Here is an 18,084-nt window from a genome sequence, read left to right on the forward strand (position 1 = left end):
CGACCACGCACAGCCCCTCATCAAGCGTGAATCTGGCACCGTGTCCGTGGCAGACGATGAAATTCATATCGTGACTGCAGGCGAGATCAATCACAATCAGCCAGGCGATCCCGCAAAACTGGCGACCGCAATGATCAGTCTCGTCGATGCAGAGACGCCGCCGCTGCGTTTGCCGCTCGGCACGGACACGCTCAAGGCACTCGCGGAAAAGAATGCGCACGTGACGTCCGAAACGGAAATCTGGAAGGCGCTTTCAGCGTTCACCGACTTCCCGGCGTGATCCGCAAAGAAAGAATGGGCAGGCAGCGCACGTGCAAGCGGCGTCTGCCCGGCTCGGGCAAGATCCGCTCATCGTCTACGCGCTTGTGCGCAACGCTGACATGAAAAAAATCGCTTTTATATCGTTTGGCCATTGGTCTTCTTCGTCGCATTCGCTTGCGCGTTCTGCTTCCGACGTCCTGCTGCAATCCATCGACCTCGCGGTCGCCGCCGAGCAACTCGGCGCGGATGGCGCGTTTTTTCGAGTACACCATTTCGCGCGCCAGCTTGCGTCGCCATTTCCGTTGCTGGCGGCCGTGGGGGCGAGAACCAGCCGCATCGAAATCGGTACAGCCGTCATCGACATGAGGTATGAGAACCCGCTGTACATGGCCGAAGATGCGGGCGCAGCCGACCTCATCGCCGGTGGACGCCTTCAACTCGGCATCAGCCGCGGCTCGGGCGAAACGGTGATCGACGGCTGGCGCTATTTCGGCTATGCGCCGGAAGAGGGTGAGACGCACGTCGATCTGGCACGTCGGCACACGGAAGTGTTCTACGAAGTGCTGCGTGGCGAAGGTTTCGCTGAGCCCAATCCCCGCCCGATGTTCGCCAACCCGCCGGGCCTGTTGCGCGTCGAGCCCCATTCCGAAGGGCTGCGGGACCGCATCTGGTGGGGCTCGGGATCGGATGCTACGGCTGTCTGGGCAGCGCGGACGGGCATGAACCTGCAATGCTCGACGCTGAAGAACGACGAGTCGGGTCGTCCGCTTCATGTTCAGCAGGCGGAGCAGATTCGCGCCTATCGGCAGGCGTGGAAGGAGGCAGGTCACACGCGTGAGCCGCGCGTGTCGGTGAGTCGCAGCATCTTCGCGCTGGTGAACGATCGCGACCGCAGGTACTTTGGACGTGACGCGAACAGCGACGGCACGATCGGACTGCTGGACGGCAACATCAGGACGATCTTCGGCCGTAGTTATGTGGCAGAGCCCGACGCGCTCGTCAGGCAACTCGCAGCCGACGAGGCCATTGCGGAAGCCGACACGCTACTGTTGACCGTGCCGAATCAGCTCGGGGTGGAGTACTGCGCACACGTGATCGAATCGATCCTCACGCACGTCGCTCCGGCGCTCGGCTGGCGTTAGTACTAAATCCCTTCACCGCAACGGCAGCCAAAGCGGCCCGTCCCATGCTTTGAGTGCATCAAGGAACGCCTTGAGTTTCGATGGCATGAAGCGCCGCGTCGGATAGACGGCATGCACGAATATTTCCGGCGACGACCAGTCGGGCAGCACCCGCACCAACTCTCCGCTGGCGATGTGAGCGTCGCAATAGCTCGACGGAAGCAGCGCGATTCCGTGCCCGCGGAGGGCGAATGCATGGACGATGTGAAAGTCGCGCGCGGCGACCGGGCCGCTCACGTGCACCTTGGCTGCTTTTCGCCCGCTGACCAGTTGCCATTCCGTTTCGTTGTTGCGGGCGTTGATCAGCATGCAGGGATGCTGGCTCAGCTCGTCGGGCCTCGAGGGGAGGACATGGTTGCGCACATAGTCGGCCGACGCGACGAGGTGCCGCACGCTCCGTCCCACGCGCTGTGCGACGAGGCTCGAGTCCTGCAATTCACCAAAACGGATAGCAACGTCGACGTTTTCGGCAATCAGGTCGATGAACGCGTTCGTGAAATACAGATCCACCTGGATCTGCGGATAGTCCTTCAGAAATCCCGACAGGAACGCATAAAACGGCTCCTGTTCGAGCATCACCGGACCGGAGATGCGTAGCACGCCCTCCGGCTTCTTCTGTGTCTGAGTGATGACGCGTTCCGCGTCGTACAGATGACTCAGCGGCTCACTGCATTGATCGAAGTAGGCGCGACCCTGTGACGTCAGGCTGAGCTTGCGCGTCGTGCGTTGCAACAGCGTGACGCCAAGCCGTTCTTCGAGCGCGATCACCTTGCGGCTAACGGTTGAGACAGGCATGCCGAGCGCCCGCGCGGCCCGGCTGAAGCTCTCGAACTGCGCTACGCGCACGAAAACGGCGATGTCGTTGAGGTCGGCGAGTTCGGTCATGCCAGGTCAATGGCGATTTTTGCGCAGGTGGAAAAGACATTCCAGATATTCCAGTCTAATCAAAAATGCTCGTCGGGACGAGACTTCTCTTCACGCAGTTCAACTTCCTGGAGAGAAATCATGGCAAACAAAGTCGTCGTCATTACAGGTGCTTCGAGCGGAATCGGTGAAGCCACCGCCAAACTTCTTGCCTCCAAAGGCGCCACTGTGGCTCTGGCCGCTCGCCGCCTGGACAAGCTTCAACGCGTTGCCGCGGAGATCGTGGCGAAAGGCGGGCAAGTGTCGGTTCATCAAGTCGATGTGACGGATCAGGAGCAGGTCAACCGCCTGATCAATGACGTCGTATCGCAACATGGCCGCCTCGACGTCATGGTGAACAACGCTGGTCTGATGGCGATCGCGCCACTGTCGCTGCGCAAGACTGACGAGTGGGACCGGATGATCGACATCAACATCAAGGGCCTCCTGTACGGTGTCGCCGCGGTGCTGCCGGTTTTCGAAAAACAGCAGTCGGGCCACTTCGTCAACATTGCGTCGGTCGTGGGTCTGAAGGTCTTCAGCCCCGGAGGCACGGTTTATTCGGGAACGAAGTTCGCGGTCCGCGCGATCTCCGAAGGTTTGCGGCACGAAGTGGGCGGCAACATCCGCACGACCGTCATTTCACCAGGCGCGATCGACACGGAGCTGAAGTTCGGTTCGGGCCACGACGACAGCCGAAATTTTGTCGTCGACTTCTACAAGATGGCGATTCCCGCTGACGCCATCGCGCAAGCCATCGCTTATGCAATCGAGCAGCCTGGTTCGGTCGACGTCAACGAAATCGTGATTCGTCCCACGGTTCAGGACTTCTGAAGCGTGCCACTGCGGTGGCTGAGCGCCCGGCGGGCCAGAGTGGTTGTGACCCGTCCGGGCGCCAGTAACTGCGAAACCAGCCCGAATGACTTCATCGAGGAGTTCATCATGCCCGGAGCAGTTTTTTCTCTCGCGTTCGCCGCGTCCGCAATCGGAACGACGGAATTCGTCATCGTCGGCTTGTTGCCCGACATTGCAAGAGCTTTCGACATCTCCGTGTCGACGGCCGGTCTGCTGGTGAGTTTCTACGCGCTTGCCATTACGGTCGGCACGCCTGTAGTGTCAGCGTTGACCGCGCGCCTGCCGCGCCGCGCATTGCTGCTCGCGCTGATGACGTTGTTCACGCTGTGCAATCTGGCGGCGGGACTTTCGTCATCCTTTCCGGCGCTGCTCGCGATCCGGATCGTCATGGCAGTCGCACACGGCGTGTTCTTCGGCCTCGGGACAACCGTTGCCATGGCGCTCGTGCCGACGCAGAAGTCAGGACGGGCCGTGGCGATCATGGTAAGCGGTCTGACGGTCGCGATGGTGACTGGCGTCCCCGGCGGAACGTGGCTCGGCGATCTGATGAGCTGGCGGCTGCCGTTCCTGGTAGTGGCTGCCATGGGCGCGTTGGCGACTATCGGTCTCTGGCGGCTTCTGCCCGCGCTTGCCGCTCAGCGCAGTGCCGACACCATTCTCTCGCAGCTCGCTTTGCTGAAGGACCATGCGTTGATGCCGCTGTATGCGATCACCGGTCTCGGCATGGGCGCGACGTTCGCCGTCTTGACCTACCTGTCGCCGCTATTGGTCCATACCACGGGGTTCGGAAGCAAGGGCGTCACTCTCGGGCTGACGGTGTTCGGACTCGGCTCGGTGGTGGGGACGAGCGGCGGCGGGCGCCTCTCCGACCGATATGGCCCGAAGCTCAGCATGAACATCGCGCTAGCCGGCATCGCCGCGTCGGTCGCCGCGCTCTGGCTTACCGCACAGCATCCTGTGCTGGTGTTGGTCAATCTGTTTGTGTGGGGCGCGTTCGCCTTCGCCGTTCCTCCCATCATGCAGGCTACCGTCGTGCTCGTGGCTCGACATGTGGCGCCGGAGGCGGTCGGTACGGCGGCGGGGCTCAACGTCGCTACGTTCAACCTCGGCATCTCTGGCGGCTCCTTCGTCGGCGGACTAACGCTGGCAGGCGTCAACGTCCTCACGACGGTGTATGCCGGCGTAGCCCTAGCGGTGGTGGGACTCGTGGTTGTCGCGATGTATCGATGGTCGGAGCGCCCGTCCGCCGCTCCCTCTCAACGCTCGCTTGGCCGGTGCTGAATGTTGGCGCCCGACTTGACGACTGCGAATCACGCAACGAACACGGTCAATTTGCCGGATCAAGTGAAGACCTTTCTCCAGGATGTGAACCAGATCGCGCCGCCGGACGCGTTGTACGTCATCGAAATGGGACGTAACGACCTTCGTGACGCCCTCGCCGCCTATTTCACCGTGTACCCGAAAACGGGCAGTCAAAGCCAGGCTGCGTCGGCGGCGAACCTGATCTTGACTGGTGCCCTGAACGGTATCGCGCTTGGTATTCAAACGCTTCACCACTTTGAAGCAAACAAGTTTCTTGTCTGGAATGCGCCGAGGATAGATCTGGTACCTGCTGTCCAGAACTTGGGCCCAGGTGCGGTGGCCGTCGCCCTCAGCCTGGTGGCCGGGTTCAATCAGGGGCTAGCCCAAATCGTCTCGTCTTCGGCGGCACTCGGTATTCAAATCGCGCAAATGGAACGCACCCGAAGCCGCGCGATTGCCATTGTGCGGCGCTGGCCGTCGCGTCGTCGTCGAACCAACGCGCACGACCGAGCGTATCGGACAAGAGTACGAACTCCTGACGTCTTTCATCCGTGATATGGCCGCGTACGTTGGCACAGTATTCCGGCCACTAGCGCGTCGACTGGTCATTGACCGGGGTCGCCGTTTGTGTGTCCGGGTAATCGCGTCAGCGAATGACGTGTGAATCGCCGTGCCCGGAAGTCAGTCGCCGAGCAGTAGTCAAAACGCCGACGACTTCGGCCGACGGTCCCGCTGCCCGACGCGGGCGACCGTAGTCGACCCCTATGCTTAGGTCGCAACTATGCGCAGATGATCGGTCGCTGATGGCGCCGCCCCAGGCATGGCGAGGCTCTGGCAAGGTGGGCGAGCAAGGATCTGGACATAGTTCCGACCTGTGATGCAGTGGTGGTCCCACTTCTGGAGATCACCATGGACATCGTTCGCCGCTCCCACCGTACTGACGGGTTCGCCGACGGGCGGGTCGGGCCATACGTTGATGCGTTCAAGCAGTACCTGAGCCAACGCCGGTACGCTGCAAAGACGGTCGCTACTTACCTGCTCTGTATCACGCACTTCGCCCAATGGGCGGACTTCGGGCCCTGTCGGCGGCGCCGAATCGATGAAGGGTTGATCGCAGAGTTCGTCGACGAGCATCTCCTACCATGCACGTGCGCCGGCGCGTTATATCACGATCGGGGTGACCATAGGGCGGCGCTAGGGCATCTGCTCGTGGTCCTGCGCGCTCAGGGTGTCATCGCGGTGCCAGCGGTCAGCGCAACACCGGTAGACGAGGAACTGCGTCGTTACGGCTGTATATGGAGCATGTGCGAGGCCTGGCGCCGAAGACGCGGAGCATCGTCCTGCGCATCGTCGCGCGGCTGCTGACGGCTCGTTTCGGCGAGGGCCCCGTCGACGCCGCCGGAATCAACCTGAGCGCGCAGACGGCCGGCGTCGCCGCGCTCGCGTTCAACAGCATGGTGTTCGTCAGCGAGATTCTGCGCGCGGGTCTGGGCACGCTCGATCCGGGTCAGGTCGAAGCCGCACGATCAGGCCTTGATAGCTGAGTTCGGGAATCGTCACGGACGACAGCACGGCGGATTCCTTCATCATCGTCAGCGTGACGTTGATGGAGGGCGGCACGAGCGCGCGCAAGATCTGCGGCACGATCACATGGCGCGCCGCCTGAAACGGCGACATGCCGATCACGCGCGCCGACTGATACTGTCCCGCGGGCAATGCCTGCACGGCCGCGCGAATCACCGCTCGCCAGCGTCTATTACGCCGAGGGAACGCACCATGAGCGCCGACGGCTACGCATTGCGTCTCTCGGCGCTCGTCAAGCGATACGGCAATACGCGCGTGCTCGACGATTTCTATCTCGACGTGCGCGAAGGCGAGATCGTCGCGCTGCTCGGCCCGAGCGGCTGCGGCAAGAGCACGCTGCTGTGCTGCGCGACATGGCTCGAACCGCCCGACGACGGGCTCATCGAAGTAGGCGGCCAGGCGTTCGGCAGAAGGCGCATCGGACAAGGCGTGATCGAGCGTCAATCGCGCAAGGAGATCGATCGCATCCGCCCGCGCATCGGGCTCGTATTCCAGCAACTGAATCTGTGGCCGCATATGAGCGCGCTGGAGAACGTCGTGCGCGCGCAATGCGTCGTGCTCGGCCGCACTCGCGCCGATGCGGAGCGCCGCGCCAATGCGCTGCTGTCGCGTCTCACGCTCGGTCAGTATGTGGCGCGTCCCGTGCATGCGTTGTCGGGCGGCCAGCGCGATTGCGCGCGCGCTCGCCATGGACCCCGCCGTCATGCTGTTCGACGAGCCGACGTCCGCGCTCGATCCCGAACTCGTCGGCGAAGTGCTGGATCTGCTCAAATCGCTCGCCGCGCAGGGCACGACGATGCTGGTCGTCACGCACAGCGTCGGCTTCGCGGCGGCGCTAGCGGATCGCATTGCGTTCATGGACAGCGGGCGCATCGTCGAAGAAGGCACGCCGCGGGCGTTGCTGTCCGCGCCGGGCACCGAACGTCTGCGTGCGTTCCTTCAGCATGCGGCGCCCGAGCCGTCTCGCGTCCGCAACATAAAACACGTCGACACATCACGTCGGATTCAATCCATCCGTCAAGTTAAAGGAGCCGTCCCGTCATGCAACGAGTCAACCGGCCATTCGTCGGCATTCCGTCCTTTCTGCGCGCGCGCATCTGCGAAGACCTCACGACGCTCGATGCGGCCATCGCCGTGTTCGGCGTCCCTTTCGACGAAGGCTCGCCGTTCTTCCCCGGTTCGCGCATGGCGCCGCGCTCGCTGCGCGAGCACTCGCTGCGTTTCGGCGCGGGCGACGGCGGCTATTACGATCCGCGCACGCGCACGCAATATCTCGTCGAGGAAATGCGCGAGGGGCTGATCGCGGATGTCGGCGACGTCGATATTCATCCGACCAACGTCGAGCGCACGTTCCAGAACATCACGGAGATGGCGCGCGCCATCGTCGAACGCGGCGCGCTGCCCGTTGCGCTGGGCGGCGACCATTCGATCACCGACTCCATCTTCCGCGCCTTCGACGAGAAGCTGCACGTCATTCACTTCGACGCCCACACCGACTTCGCGCCCTTCGAGAACGACATGCAGCACACGAACGGCCACGCCTTCCGACATGTCGCCGCGCTGCCCAATGCGCGTGAGTCTCACGCAGGTTGGCATCCGCAGTCTGCGGCATGCGCCTGCGCAGATCGAAGACGTCATCACGTCCGGCAACCGCGTGGTGCCGATCAACGAGTTTCGAGAACTCGGCCCGCAAGGCGTGGCGGCGCTGCTGCCGGAAGGTTCGCGCGTGTATGTGAGTATCGATGTCGACGCGATGGATATGTCGATTACGCCGGGCTGCGTATCGGCGGAACCGGACGGCATGTCTTACGCCGATCTGCGCGATTCGTTGAAGGCGATCGCCGTGCGGCACGACGTTGCCGGTTTCGACTTCGTCGAGGTGAATCCGCTGCTCGATGTGCGCACGGGCGTGACGTCGTATCTTGGCGCGTTGACCGTGGTGGAGTTTCTCGGGAATATCTGCGCGCAACCGCGCTGGGCTGCGCGTCGGCTCGCACGGCCCCGCTAGTCGCAGGCGGCGGCAGGAACGCGCGCCTCCATTGGCCCCGTTCCTGCATGGAAAGGTGCAAGGAGCAATCGCCATGTACCGAGCCGCTTTCCTGACGCCCGAACTGTTGCTGATCGAATGTTCGATGAAGCGCTCGCCCGAGACTGCAAAGCATCGGGCCGCCCCCTCCCCCGCAGCGCCGCAAACACGGGAAGAGCCGAATCAGACTGCGCTCTCCGTCATTTCGCGGCTGACGTCGATGCTGTGCGGACTCTCATAAACGCGCCTCCGTCATCCGTTTGACACGACGGCGCACGCCACAGCGCCTCGTCCCGCCAGCAGTCCAAACCGGTGCATCACCCTGCGCGGCGGTGCATTCGCCCCTCGTCTTTTCCCCTGTTCCGGTGCACGTGAAACGCGCAAGCCCGTGCGTGCAAGGCTTCGCGCGTTGGCACACTTCATGCACATTGAACGTCATTCAAGTTACTTGAATATAAATCCGGTTGATTTCACAATAGCTCACACGCAAGGGAGCATCATGAACAGACTTCTTCGGCATCTGCTTATCGCGCTGACGGGAACGTTGGCGCTCAACGCGGCTGCACCTTCGTTCGCGCACGCGGACGATCTGCTCACCCGCATCAAGTCGAACAAGGAAATCACGATTGCGACGGAAGCGCGTTATGCGCCCTTCGAATACGTGGACAACGGCAAGATCGTCGGCTATGACGCCGATCTCATGGCATACGTGCTGAAATCGCTCCCCGACGTGAAGGTCAAGCAGCTCGATCTGCCCTTCCAGGGTCTGTTGCCAGGTCTCGACGCCAAACGCTTCGACGTGGTCGTGACGGCCGTGACCGTCAACAAGGATCGCGCCGAACACTTCGCGTTCACACTGCCCATCGCCGAAGCGACCACGGGCGTGCTGACGCGCGCGGGCGATGCATCGATCAAATCGCCGAACGATCTGAACGGCAAGATCGTCGGTTCGCAGACGGGCTCCGCGCAGTTGCAGGCGCTCATCGCGCTCGACAAGAAGCTGAAGGACGCGGGCGGCCCCGGCATCAAGCAGATCAAGCAATACGTCGCGTTCGACGAAGCCTACGCGGACCTCGCCGTCGGCCGGCTCGATGCCGTCGCGCAATCGCTCGCGAATCTCGGACCGCTGATGAAATCGCGCCCCGGCGTGTTCGCCGTGCTGCCGCAGACGATCGGCCCGAAGAGCTACTTCGCCTGGGTCGCGCGCAAGGACGCCGATAGCGCCGCGCTGCTCAAGCTCTTCAGCGACGGCATTGCGAAGGCCAACAGCGACGGCACGATGAAGAAGCTGCAGCAGAAGTGGTTCGGCTCGACGATGGACGTGCCCACCACGCTGCCCGCGCCCTCCATCTGACCGACGCGCCGAAACATGAACGGTCCCGATCTGCTCGCGCGCTGTGCCGGTTATCTGCCGCAACTTCTGCACGGCGCGCTGACGACGTTCGTGCTGTCGGCCGTCGCCGTGTGCTGCGGTTTCTTCGTCGGCGTGTTCGTCTACACGATGTCGGCGAGCGAAAGCCGTCTGATGCGCGGCACGGCGCGCGTCTACGTCAGTATGTTGCGCGGCACGCCCGTGCTCGCGCAACTGCTGGTGTTCTACTACGTGCCGTCCGCGCTCGGCCTCGAATTGCCGGGACTCGCGGCGGCAGCCGTCGGACTGTCACTGAACACGGGCGCGTATCAATCGCAGATTCTCGGCGCGGGTTTCCGGTCTATCGCGCCGGGACAGATCGAGGCCGCATCGACCTTCAATCTCACGCGGCGTCAGACCTTGTGGCATATCGAAGTGCCGCAGGTCGTGCGCGCGACGCTGCCCGCGCTCGTGTCGGAGATGATCGATATCGTCAAGGCGTCGGCCGTCGTATCGGTGATCTCCGTGACGGATCTGATGCGCGTGGGTCAGCAGCTTTCGTCGTCGACGTATCGTCCGCTCGAGGTGTATTCGCTCGCGGCAATCTTTTATCTCGCGATCACGTCGCTGCTCGCAGGAGCCGGGCATGTCTACGCGGCACGCACGGCGCGGCGTCCATGACGATGCAGGGAACACACGCATGAATAACCTGATCGCACTCATTCCGCGCTTCGTCGAAGCGATAGGCGTGACGCTCGAAGTCAGCGTGCTCGCCGCGCTCGTCGGCATCGTCGCGGGCTTCGCGCTCAACGCGATGCGGCTCGCGCTCGGCCGTCCGTTCGCACTGCTCTACGGCGCGTTCGTGTGGCTCGTGCGCGGCACGCCTTATCTGTCGCAACTCGTCATCGTGTACTTCGGGCTGCCTGTCGTCGGCATCACGATGTCCGCCGTGCAGGCCACCATTCTCTCGCTCGCGTTCTATTCGAGCGCGTATTTCGCGGAGCTTTTCCGCGCGGCGTGGGCGAGCGTCCCGCGCGGCCAGCTCGAAGCCGCAGTCGCGTTCGGCGTGAGCCGCCGCGCGTCGTTCCGCGCAATCGAACTGCCGCAGGCGCTCGCGTTCGCCGTGCCGCTGATCGCCAATCAGACGATCCTCGTCATCAAGGAAAGCGCCGTCGCGTCGATCATCACCGTGCCCGAACTGACGATGACCGCGAGCGACATCGTCGCATCGAGCTACACGTATATCGGCCCATACGCGCTGTTGATCGCGAGCTATTGGTTGCTCACGCAGGCCGTGTCGCTGATCGCGCAGGCCGCGACATCCCGCATTCCGTTTCTCAAGAAGACATCATGAGCGACCTACCGATTCTCAAGCTTCGCGCCGTCGGCAAGTCATACGGCGACAACCGCGTGCTCAAGGGCATCGACCTCGATGTGATGCGCGGAGAAATCGTCACGCTGATCGGGCCGTCCGGTTCGGGCAAGACGACGGCCTTGCGCTGCATGAACTTTCTCGAAGCCTATGACGAAGGCGAAGTGTGGATCAAAGGCCAGCTGCTCGGATATCGGTCGGCGGGACGCACGGCGAAAGATCGCGACAGCGAAGCGAGCATTGCCGATGTGCGCCGCCCTATCTCGATGGTCTTCCAGCAGTTCAATCTCTGGCCGCACATGAATGCGCTCGACAACGTCGCGACGCCGCTCGTGCTCGCCAAGAAGATGAGCAGACGCGACGCGCGCGAGAAGGCGCTCGCGGCGCTCAAGCGCGTCGGCCTCGAACACAAGGCCGATTCCTATCCCGCGCAATTGAGCGGCGGACAGCAGCAGCGCGTGGGCATCGCGCGGGCGCTCGCGATCGAACCCGAAGTGATTCTGCTCGACGAACCGACGTCCGCGCTCGATCCCGAACTCGTCGAAGAAGTGCTGAACGTGATCCGCTCGCTGGCGCAGGAAGGCATGACGATGGTGATGGTCACGCACGAAATGAGCTTCGCCGCGAAGATCTCGGACAAGGTCGTGTTCATGGAGGCAGGCCGCATAGTCGAAGCGGGACCGCCCGCGCAACTGTTCGGCAACACGCGCACGCCGCGGCTGCAGCAGTTTCTGAAGCCGTGGCTCGAACGCAGCCTGAATGTTTCGAGCGAGGGCGTCGCATCGTGATGCACGACGACATCGCACGACAGGTCGCGGATCGCGTGAATGCCGCGCGTCTGATCGAATCGATCGATGCGCTTGCCGCGTTCGGCGCACGCGACGACGGCGGCGTGAATCGCCCGGCGCTCGGCGAACGCGACATCGAAGCGCGCCGCTTTCTGATCGAACGCGCGCGTGCGCTCGGTTGCAGCGTGAGCGTCGATGCCTGCGCGAATCTCTTCATCCGCCGCGACGGCGATACGGCGCTCGCGCCCGTGATGACGGGCAGCCACATCGACACGCAACCGACGGGCGGCAAGCTGGACGGCTGTTACGGCGTGCTCGCGGGGTTCGAAGTGCTCGCCGCGCTGAACGACGCGAACGTGCGCACGCGCCGCCCGCTCGAAGTCGCGATCTGGACCAACGAGGAAGGCACGCGCTTTTCGCCGGGCGCGATGGGTTCGAGCGCATTCGTCGAGCCGTCGCGGATGACGCGTTACGCCGACGTGCGCGATGTCGACGGCGTCACGCTGCGCGCCGCCCTCGATGCGCACCACGCAGCGTTTCCCGAACTCGGCGCGCGCGGCTCGCACGATGCGGCGCATGCGTTCGTCGAGCTTCATATCGAACAAGGTCCGCAGTTGGAAAACGCTGGCGTGCCGCTCGCTGTTGTCAGCGGGATTCAGGGCGTGCGCTGGTATGCGCTGCACTGCGCGGGCACTGCGGCGCACGCGGGCACGACGCCGATGCCGCTTCGCCGCGACGCGATGACGCTCGCCATCGCCTTGCATCGCGAACTCGATGGCGTCGCGCACGAACTGGGCCGCGACGATACGCGCGTCACGTTCGGGCGCTGGAACGTCGAGCCGAATTCGATCAACACGATTCCGTCGGCGGTGACTTTCATCGTCGACTTCCGTCATCCCGATGCACGCGTGCTCGCCGCGTTCGACGAACGCGCTCACGCCATCGCGCAGCGTCACGGCGCGCGCCTTGAAGCGCTGTTTTCGCATGCGCCCGTCGCGTTCGATGCAGCTGTACTTTCACGTATCGACGATGCCTGCCGCGCACTCGACGCGAACGCGCTGCATCTGACCTCCGGCGCGTTTCACGACGCGATGTATCTCGCGCAGCATTGCGCGAGCGGCATGCTGTTCGTGCCGAGCCGCGGCGGCATCAGCCATAACCCCGCGGAAGCCACGGACGCCGGACATCTCGTGCTCGGCGCGCGCGTGCTCGCGCATTGCCTCACCACACTTTGCAACGACTGAACCAACCTGCCAAACGAACCAACCAGGAGCCGATATGAACGCCCCCGCAACGTTCCCCGCAATCGCCGATGACAACGGCCAGGAAAACGGCGTCAACGCGACGCTGCACGAACCCATTTCTCCCGACGGCACGCCCGAACTCGGCAAAACGTACACGGTGCCCGCGCGCTGCGGCCGCGCCGTGCGCGTGAAGGCAGGCCAGACGATCCGCATCGCCAATCCGCACGGCACGCAGGTGTGCGACACGTGGATCTTCAACGCGCAGCATCTGAACGAGTTCCTGTCGTTCGAACACACGCGCGCGTTCATCGACAAGATCATTCCGCAACCTGGCGATCCGCTCGTGACCAACCAGCGCCGTCCCATCGCGGAACTCGTCGCGGATACGTCGCCCGGCATTCACGACACGCTGATGGCCGCGTGCGATCTGTACCGCTATCGCAATCTCGGCGTCGAGCATTATCACGACAACTGCTCGGACAATCTGCGTCTCGCGCTGAAGGCGATCGGCCTGCGCACTCGCGAAGTGCCGCAGCCGTTCAACCTGTGGATGAACATCCCCGTGAAGCCCGATTATTCGATCGAGTGGCTGCCGCCCGTATCGAAGTCCGGCGACTACGTGGATATCAAGGCCGCGATGGATTGTGTCGTCGTGATGTCGGCGTGTCCGCAAGATATCATTCCGATCAATGCGCTCAATCCGCTCGAGGTCGAGTTCACGGTCCTCGCGTAAGCGAGTCCGCAAGCGCCGCTTTCATCCATTCGACGGAATTCACTCGTGCCCAGCAAACGACCCTCTTCGACGGGCGCCGACGCCCACAACGCGCGCAAAACGGCAGCGAAGCGTGCACCGCGCAAAGCCGACAGCGCCGCGAGCACGCCCGCAGCCGATGGCCTGGGCACGCGTCTGCGTCACGCGCGCATGGTTCGGCACATGACGCTCAAGGCGCTCGCCGAAGAAGCCGGTTGCTCGGAGAGCCTGCTGTCGAAGGTCGAAGGTGGCCACGCGACGCCGTCGATTGCGATGCTGCACAAGCTCGCCATCGCGCTCGATACCAACATCGCCGCGCTGCTGTCGGCGCCGCCGATGACGGATTCGCCTGTGCAGCGCGCGAGCGAACGGCCATCGGTGCGCTTTCCGGGGGCGCGTGCGCAGGCAGGCAAAGGCAAGCGCGCTGACGGTTCGATCATGCTGGAGCGTCTCGTGGTCCCGAGTCCCGGGCAGTTGCTTCAGGGCGATATTCACGTGCTCGAACCGCTCGCGCGCAGCGACGAACAGATTCATCACGTCGGCGAAGAACTGGGTTACGTGCTCGAAGGCGAGCTGGAGCTGATGCTCGGCGACAAGAGCTATCGGCTGCAGGCAGGCGATTCGTTCTATTTCCCGAGCACCGAGCCGCACAGCTATCGCAATCCGGGCGAAACGGTCACGCGAATCCTGTGGGTCAACACGCCGCCGACGTTCTGATCATCACGCTCACATCATGACCAGCACCGATCTCACGCAGATGCAGATGCCCCGCTTCGCGGGCATTCCCACTTTCATGCGCGTGCCGTTCGAACGCGACCTCACCGCGCTCGATATTGCGCTCGCGGGCGTGCCGTTCGATGGCGGCGTCACGGCGCGTCCCGGCGCGCGCTTCGGCCCGCGTGAAATCCGCAATATGTCGACGATGATGCGCGCTGTGCATCACGTGACCCGCTTCAATCCTTTCGAAGCGTGCCGCGTCGCGGATATCGGCGATGTGCCGTTCGAACATCTCTACGATCTGGAAGCGGCGCACGGCGACATCAAACGTTTCTTCGAACCCGTCTTTCGCGCGGGAAAAATCGCGCTGATCGCGGGCGGCGATCATTCGATCACGTACCCGGTTTTTCAGGCGATTGCGCCGGAGCGCCCGCTCGCTCTCGTGCACATCGACGCGCACACCGACACCTGGGACGCGTTCAAAGGCTCCAAATTCACGCATGGAGCGCCGTTCAGACGCGCTGTCGAAGCGGGCCTGCTCGATCCGACGCGCACGATCCAGATCGGCATACGCGGTGCGCAGAACACGGATGAAGGCTGGCGCTATTCGCTCGATCACGGCATGCGCGTCGTTTTCATCGAAGAGTTCGAGGCCCTTGGTCCCGCCGCGATTGCAGAAGAAGCACGCCGCATCGTGGGCGATGAGCCCGTCTATCTGTCGCTCGACGTGGATGGTCTCGATCCCGTTTTCACGCCCGGCACGGGCACACCGGAAATCGGCGGCCTCACGACGCGCGAAACGCTCGCGTTGTTTCGTGGACTCGACGGGCTCAACTGGGTAGGCGGCGATGTCGTCGAAGTGTCGCCGCCTTACGATCCGAGCGGCAGCACGGCGCTCGTCGCCGCGACATTGATGTATGAGATGTTGTGTCTCTTTGCCAAACGTTACGCGCAGCAGGATCGATAGTAGTTGAGTAGTTGTGTGAGCCGCGCTGCATAAAAGAATGGCGCCGCAAGCGTTCAGCCTGCGGCGCCATCTTTCTGGGGCGCTACGACGAGAAGCTACAACAGAACACCGCGTCGCAGCACGACAGTACGCTTACATCTCGATACGGTGCTGGCCACTTCCTTGAAGTCCTCGATCTGGTCGAAGTTCATGTACTGATAGATCGTGTCGCCGTTGGCGCTGAGCACGCCCATATCACCCGCTCGACGCACAAACGAGCTGCCTCCTCCGGCGTATTGACCACCCAGCCAGACAACTCCCATCCGCCCTTGTAGTTGTAATCCGCCGTGTAGAGCCTGCGACCTTCTTTATCGCTAGCAATGGTGATTTGCCTACCGGGCCGTATTCACCGGCCCTCCCTGGCCTACACTGCGCGTGGATCGATACATGCCAAGCCGTTCGCCGCGCGATCTGTTTGCTGAAGTCGCTGTTGAAGTGGATCGCGGGCTGTACGTTGTGAACGGCTTCGCCACGATTGAGCGCATGTTGCAGTTCGCGCTTATCGACGGGCAGCGCGGAGCGGTAGTAACAAATGAAAAGTAGTAACAAAATCAGTGTGCGACACGAAGCACGAGGCTCGGCGTCGCTGAGCGCAGTGCATGCTCATTTCATCATTGTTCGATCATGCAGGAAGATTTGCATGGCAATGAACCCGCTGTACGACCAGCGGTAGCCTAGGAAGGCAATCATCGTTCACCTGTTCAGGCAAGAGCGGCGTAGTCGAGATAGCCTTCGGGCCCCTGCGTGAACCACAACACGCCCTTATCGGCCGCCAACGGAGCGCCTGCGCTGAAACGCTGCGGCAAATCTGGATTTGCGATGAACGGTCGGCCGAAGGCGATGGCGTCCGCCTCGTCGCTGGAGATAGCCGCCGCCGCACGATCGAGACCGTAATCCGAATTCAGGATGGTCACGCCTGCGAATGCCTTCCTGATGGCGGGCGAGAAGGCCGGCCGGTCGGAAGCGCCAAAAGTCCCGTCCATTGGCGGCTCGCGTAGTTCCAGATGCGCGACGCCGAGCGCCGAAAGGGTTCGAGCCGCCGCAACGAACACGGGTTCTGGATCGCTGTCGCGCACACCCTGATCCGTGCCGTTGGGCGTGAGCCGTACTCCGGTGCGGCCAGCGCCGGCTATTTCGATCACAGCCTGCGTGACTTCTTTGAGCAGCCGCACACGATTTTCGATGCTGCCACCGTAGGCGTCGTTCCGGAAATTGGTGCCGTCGCGCAAGAACTCGTCGATCAGATAGCCGTTGGCGGCGTGCACCTGCACCCCATCGAATCCGGCGCGCAATGCATTTCGCGTAGCGCGGCGAAAATCGTCGAGCAGCGCGGGCACTTCGTCTGCGCGCATGGGTCTGCCCGTGACATAGGGCTGCTTGCCGCTATAAGTATGTGCGTGTCCCGGCGCGGTCGTGCCCGAAGCCGATAACGGCTGCACGCCGCCATTGAAGCTGGGATGCACGGTGCGCCCCATGTGCCATAGCTGCGCGATGATGCGCCCGCCGGCCGCGTGTACGGCGTCGGTTACCCGCAGCCAGCCTGCGACCTGTTCGTCGGACCAGAGGCCCGTTGCGAAGGGCCATCCCAATCCCTGCTGAGAGATACCGATCGCTTCGCTGATGATGAGTCCGGCGCTTGCGCGCTGGGCGTAATACTGCGCCATGATCGATGTCGGCAAGTGATCTCGCGTACCCCGCGCGCGGGTCATGGGCGCCATAAAGATGCGGTTGGGCGCTTCGATGTCACCCAGCCGGATTGCGTCGAAAAGCGTGGTCATGTCTTTCTCCATTGGCTTTGGGGTTACACGAGGCGCGCGCCGCCATCGACGTTGAGCGTCGCTCCGTTCATGAAGCCATTGGTCATCAGGAACACCACGCCCGCGCCGGCTTCGCTGGCGGTGCCGAGTCGATGCAGCGGCAGCGTCTCCTCCATGTTTGCCACGACCGCATCGCGCGCGTCACCGAGCGCCTTGCGCAGAATAGGCGTGTCGATCGGACCGGGCGACAGTGTGTTGACGCGCACCGGCGCCAGTTCGAGGGCCAGGCCGCGCGCGAGCGCTTCCATGGCGGCGGACGCCGCCGCAAGCACCGCGGTGCCGTAGGCGTTCGGACGGTCGGCGAGACTGCCCGAGATGAAAGTGATCGAGCCATCGGCGCTCAACCGGTCTCCCAGGGCGCGAATGACGTGCACAGCCGCCCAGATGCGTTCCTCGAACGCGTTCCGGAGATGCGCTACATCGGCGTCGCGCACCGTCCCTGCGACGAAGGTGCCCGCCAGCAAAACCAGATGATCGACCTTTGGAATGTCGCGTACCGCCTGCTGTAGAGCGTCTGCGTCGGTCACGTCGGCCGCGCGCCATCCGGCGAAGCCATGCTGTGCGGCGACCCGTTCAGCCGTGTCCGCCGATCGGCCGACGACGATGACCTCCGCGCCCGCCCGCTTCGCCTGGATAGCCGCGTCGAGCCCGATGCCCGACGTCCCGCCAAAGACGAGTGCGGTCTTGCCTGCCAGCGCGTGGTGGGCGACTTCCGCGGCCTGTACGTCCTGAGTTTTGGTATTCGCGTTCATTTCCTTCTCCTGTTTGACTTCGCCGGTTTGACGTCGATGGAAGAAGGTTAATTCGCGAAAGCGGGCTTGATAATAAGGCCGTCGTTCGCTTTAATGATGGGCGGTTTCAACAGTGAAGTGCAACGCGATTAATGAAACGTAGCTTGAGGGCGTGAAGCGGTTTCGAGCATGCGT

The 18,084-nt window shown here is 63.1% G+C and carries 22 protein-coding genes and 3 pseudogenes; 20 read left to right on the forward strand and 5 right to left on the reverse strand.

Going from position 1 to position 18,084, the window contains the following annotated elements:
- Window positions 1-76 precede the first annotated feature (76 nt).
- Both J8I87_RS28645 and J8I87_RS28650 read left to right on the forward strand, forming a co-directional pair.
- A pseudogene (locus J8I87_RS28645) lies at window positions 77-280 on the forward strand (short-chain dehydrogenase/reductase); the annotation flags it as partial.
- A 100-nt stretch (window positions 281-380) separates the two neighbouring features.
- Window positions 381-1,403, forward strand: coding sequence for an LLM class flavin-dependent oxidoreductase (locus J8I87_RS28650; RefSeq protein ID WP_209935476.1), 1,023 nt, complete (start codon window positions 381-383; stop codon window positions 1,401-1,403).
- Between the two features lie 12 nt (window positions 1,404-1,415).
- On the opposite strand, the gene J8I87_RS28655 is transcribed toward J8I87_RS28650, so the two are convergent.
- Window positions 1,416-2,327, reverse strand: a complete 912-nt coding sequence (locus J8I87_RS28655; protein ID WP_209935477.1) for a LysR family transcriptional regulator — start codon at window positions 2,325-2,327, stop codon at window positions 1,416-1,418.
- Window positions 2,328-2,447: 120 nt separating this feature from the next.
- On the opposite strand from J8I87_RS28655, the gene J8I87_RS28660 reads away from it, so the two are divergent.
- The 4 genes from J8I87_RS28660 to J8I87_RS28675 all read left to right on the forward strand — a co-directional run bounded on the left by J8I87_RS28660 (window position 2,448) and on the right by J8I87_RS28675 (window position 6,046).
- Window positions 2,448-3,179, forward strand: a complete 732-nt coding sequence (locus tag J8I87_RS28660) for an SDR family oxidoreductase (RefSeq protein ID WP_209935504.1) — start codon at window positions 2,448-2,450, stop codon at window positions 3,177-3,179.
- 3 nt (window positions 3,180-3,182) lie between these two features.
- Complete coding sequence (locus J8I87_RS28665; protein ID WP_313066493.1) at window positions 3,183-4,481, forward strand: MFS transporter; 1,299 nt, start codon at window positions 3,183-3,185, stop codon at window positions 4,479-4,481.
- A 15-nt stretch (window positions 4,482-4,496) separates the two neighbouring features.
- Complete coding sequence (locus J8I87_RS45035; protein WP_245254223.1) at window positions 4,497-5,057, forward strand: hypothetical protein; 561 nt, start codon at window positions 4,497-4,499, stop codon at window positions 5,055-5,057.
- Window positions 5,058-5,806: 749 nt separating this feature from the next.
- Complete coding sequence (locus tag J8I87_RS28675; protein WP_209935478.1) at window positions 5,807-6,046, forward strand: hypothetical protein; 240 nt, start codon at window positions 5,807-5,809, stop codon at window positions 6,044-6,046.
- Here J8I87_RS28675 and J8I87_RS28680 read toward each other — a convergent pair.
- Window positions 5,967-6,242, reverse strand: coding sequence for an ABC transporter permease subunit (locus tag J8I87_RS28680; RefSeq protein ID WP_209935479.1), 276 nt, complete (start codon window positions 6,240-6,242; stop codon window positions 5,967-5,969). The two genes, J8I87_RS28675 and J8I87_RS28680, sit on opposite strands and share 80 nt — an antisense overlap.
- A 36-nt stretch (window positions 6,243-6,278) precedes the next feature.
- Between J8I87_RS28680 and J8I87_RS45040 the strand changes: the two are divergent.
- From J8I87_RS45040 to speB, 13 genes and pseudogenes are all read left to right on the forward strand, one after another.
- Window positions 6,279-6,698, forward strand: a pseudogene (locus tag J8I87_RS45040) (ATP-binding cassette domain-containing protein); the annotation flags it as partial.
- Window positions 6,699-6,789: 91 nt separating this feature from the next.
- The gene (locus tag J8I87_RS46380) at window positions 6,790-7,386 is read left to right on the forward strand and encodes a hypothetical protein (protein WP_245254229.1); all 597 of its coding nucleotides are present in this window, start codon (window positions 6,790-6,792) and stop codon (window positions 7,384-7,386) included.
- A pseudogene (locus J8I87_RS46385) lies at window positions 7,272-7,580 on the forward strand (arginase family protein); the annotation flags it as partial. The gene J8I87_RS46380 and the pseudogene J8I87_RS46385, both read left to right, overlap by 115 nt.
- A gap of 73 nt (window positions 7,581-7,653) precedes the next feature.
- A complete protein-coding gene (locus tag J8I87_RS45775) occupies window positions 7,654-8,094 on the forward strand; it encodes an arginase family protein (protein WP_280923107.1) in 441 nt (146 codons plus the stop codon).
- Window positions 8,095-8,167: 73 nt separating this feature from the next.
- Window positions 8,168-8,353: a hypothetical protein gene (locus J8I87_RS28695; protein ID WP_209935482.1), complete on the forward strand. Its 186-nt coding sequence runs from the start codon at window positions 8,168-8,170 to the stop codon at window positions 8,351-8,353.
- A gap of 258 nt (window positions 8,354-8,611) precedes the next feature.
- Window positions 8,612-9,466: a transporter substrate-binding domain-containing protein gene (locus tag J8I87_RS28700; RefSeq protein WP_209935483.1), complete on the forward strand. Its 855-nt coding sequence runs from the start codon at window positions 8,612-8,614 to the stop codon at window positions 9,464-9,466.
- Between the two features lie 15 nt (window positions 9,467-9,481).
- Complete coding sequence (locus J8I87_RS28705) at window positions 9,482-10,144, forward strand: amino acid ABC transporter permease (RefSeq protein WP_209935484.1); 663 nt, start codon at window positions 9,482-9,484, stop codon at window positions 10,142-10,144.
- 19 nt (window positions 10,145-10,163) lie between these two features.
- Window positions 10,164-10,817, forward strand: coding sequence for an amino acid ABC transporter permease (locus tag J8I87_RS28710; RefSeq protein WP_209935485.1), 654 nt, complete (start codon window positions 10,164-10,166; stop codon window positions 10,815-10,817).
- Window positions 10,814-11,623 carry an amino acid ABC transporter ATP-binding protein gene (locus tag J8I87_RS28715; RefSeq protein WP_209935486.1) on the forward strand — a complete coding sequence of 270 codons (810 nt, stop codon included), beginning with the start codon at window positions 10,814-10,816 and terminating at the stop codon, window positions 11,621-11,623. Before J8I87_RS28710 ends, J8I87_RS28715 begins: the two co-directional genes overlap by 4 nt.
- Window positions 11,623-12,867 (forward strand): M20 family metallo-hydrolase, encoded by a 1,245-nt coding sequence (locus J8I87_RS28720; RefSeq protein ID WP_209935508.1) that lies wholly within the window; start codon window positions 11,623-11,625, stop codon window positions 12,865-12,867. Before J8I87_RS28715 ends, J8I87_RS28720 begins: the two co-directional genes overlap by 1 nt.
- A 34-nt stretch (window positions 12,868-12,901) precedes the next feature.
- Window positions 12,902-13,600, forward strand: coding sequence for a DUF1989 domain-containing protein (locus J8I87_RS28725; protein WP_209935488.1), 699 nt, complete (start codon window positions 12,902-12,904; stop codon window positions 13,598-13,600).
- A 45-nt stretch (window positions 13,601-13,645) separates the two neighbouring features.
- Window positions 13,646-14,335, forward strand: a complete 690-nt coding sequence (locus J8I87_RS28730; RefSeq protein WP_209935489.1) for a cupin domain-containing protein — start codon at window positions 13,646-13,648, stop codon at window positions 14,333-14,335.
- Window positions 14,336-14,351: 16 nt separating this feature from the next.
- The gene (speB, locus tag J8I87_RS28735; protein WP_209935490.1) at window positions 14,352-15,302 is read left to right on the forward strand and encodes an agmatinase; all 951 of its coding nucleotides are present in this window, start codon (window positions 14,352-14,354) and stop codon (window positions 15,300-15,302) included.
- Window positions 15,303-15,397: 95 nt separating this feature from the next.
- Here speB and J8I87_RS28740 read toward each other — a convergent pair whose 3' ends face one another.
- On the reverse strand, window positions 15,398-15,604 hold the full coding sequence (locus J8I87_RS28740; RefSeq protein WP_209935491.1) for a hypothetical protein: 207 nt from the start codon (window positions 15,602-15,604) through the stop codon (window positions 15,398-15,400).
- 124 nt (window positions 15,605-15,728) lie between these two features.
- Here J8I87_RS28740 and J8I87_RS28745 point away from each other — a divergent pair, with 124 nt between their 5' ends.
- Window positions 15,729-15,884: a hypothetical protein gene (locus tag J8I87_RS28745; RefSeq protein ID WP_209935492.1), complete on the forward strand. Its 156-nt coding sequence runs from the start codon at window positions 15,729-15,731 to the stop codon at window positions 15,882-15,884.
- A 158-nt stretch (window positions 15,885-16,042) separates the two neighbouring features.
- Here the strand turns inward: J8I87_RS28745 and J8I87_RS28750 are convergent, their stop codons facing one another.
- Together J8I87_RS28750 and J8I87_RS28755 are read right to left on the reverse strand one after the other, a co-directional pair.
- Entirely contained in the window at window positions 16,043-17,119 is a 1,077-nt protein-coding gene (locus tag J8I87_RS28750; protein WP_209935494.1) for an alkene reductase, read from the reverse strand.
- Between the two features lie 23 nt (window positions 17,120-17,142).
- Window positions 17,143-17,910, reverse strand: a complete 768-nt coding sequence (locus tag J8I87_RS28755) for an SDR family oxidoreductase (protein ID WP_209935495.1) — start codon at window positions 17,908-17,910, stop codon at window positions 17,143-17,145.
- Window positions 17,911-18,084: the final 174 nt, after the last annotated feature.

The sequence above is a fragment of the Paraburkholderia sp. LEh10 genome, assembly GCF_017814945.1.
Classification (GTDB): Bacteria; Pseudomonadota; Gammaproteobacteria; order Burkholderiales; family Burkholderiaceae; genus Paraburkholderia.

What these genes read in the sequence shown, in the direction of transcription:
- J8I87_RS28705 (WP_209935484.1), top strand. Translation starts at nt 9,482, where the DNA reads ATGAACGGTCCCGATCTGCTCGCGCGCTGTGCCGGTTATCTGCCGCAA.
- speB (WP_209935490.1), top strand. Translation starts at nt 14,352, where the DNA reads ATGACCAGCACCGATCTCACGCAGATGCAGATGCCCCGCTTCGCGGGC.
- J8I87_RS28650 (WP_209935476.1), top strand. Translation starts at nt 381, where the DNA reads ATGAAAAAAATCGCTTTTATATCGTTTGGCCATTGGTCTTCTTCGTCG.
- J8I87_RS28695 (WP_209935482.1), top strand. Translation starts at nt 8,168, where the DNA reads ATGTACCGAGCCGCTTTCCTGACGCCCGAACTGTTGCTGATCGAATGT.
- J8I87_RS28740 (WP_209935491.1), bottom strand. Translation starts at nt 15,604, where the DNA reads ATGGGAGTTGTCTGGCTGGGTGGTCAATACGCCGGAGGAGGCAGCTCG.
- J8I87_RS28755 (WP_209935495.1), bottom strand. Translation starts at nt 17,910, where the DNA reads ATGAACGCGAATACCAAAACTCAGGACGTACAGGCCGCGGAAGTCGCC.
- J8I87_RS28720 (WP_209935508.1), top strand. Translation starts at nt 11,623, where the DNA reads ATGCACGACGACATCGCACGACAGGTCGCGGATCGCGTGAATGCCGCG.
- J8I87_RS28745 (WP_209935492.1), top strand. Translation starts at nt 15,729, where the DNA reads ATGCCAAGCCGTTCGCCGCGCGATCTGTTTGCTGAAGTCGCTGTTGAA.
- J8I87_RS28715 (WP_209935486.1), top strand. Translation starts at nt 10,814, where the DNA reads ATGAGCGACCTACCGATTCTCAAGCTTCGCGCCGTCGGCAAGTCATAC.
- J8I87_RS28750 (WP_209935494.1), bottom strand. Translation starts at nt 17,119, where the DNA reads ATGACCACGCTTTTCGACGCAATCCGGCTGGGTGACATCGAAGCGCCC.
- J8I87_RS46380 (WP_245254229.1), top strand. Translation starts at nt 6,790, where the DNA reads ATGCTGTTCGACGAGCCGACGTCCGCGCTCGATCCCGAACTCGTCGGC.
- J8I87_RS28700 (WP_209935483.1), top strand. Translation starts at nt 8,612, where the DNA reads ATGAACAGACTTCTTCGGCATCTGCTTATCGCGCTGACGGGAACGTTG.
- J8I87_RS45775 (WP_280923107.1), top strand. Translation starts at nt 7,654, where the DNA reads ATGCGCGTGAGTCTCACGCAGGTTGGCATCCGCAGTCTGCGGCATGCG.
- J8I87_RS28660 (WP_209935504.1), top strand. Translation starts at nt 2,448, where the DNA reads ATGGCAAACAAAGTCGTCGTCATTACAGGTGCTTCGAGCGGAATCGGT.
- J8I87_RS28725 (WP_209935488.1), top strand. Translation starts at nt 12,902, where the DNA reads ATGAACGCCCCCGCAACGTTCCCCGCAATCGCCGATGACAACGGCCAG.
- J8I87_RS28655 (WP_209935477.1), bottom strand. Translation starts at nt 2,327, where the DNA reads ATGACCGAACTCGCCGACCTCAACGACATCGCCGTTTTCGTGCGCGTA.
- J8I87_RS28710 (WP_209935485.1), top strand. Translation starts at nt 10,164, where the DNA reads ATGAATAACCTGATCGCACTCATTCCGCGCTTCGTCGAAGCGATAGGC.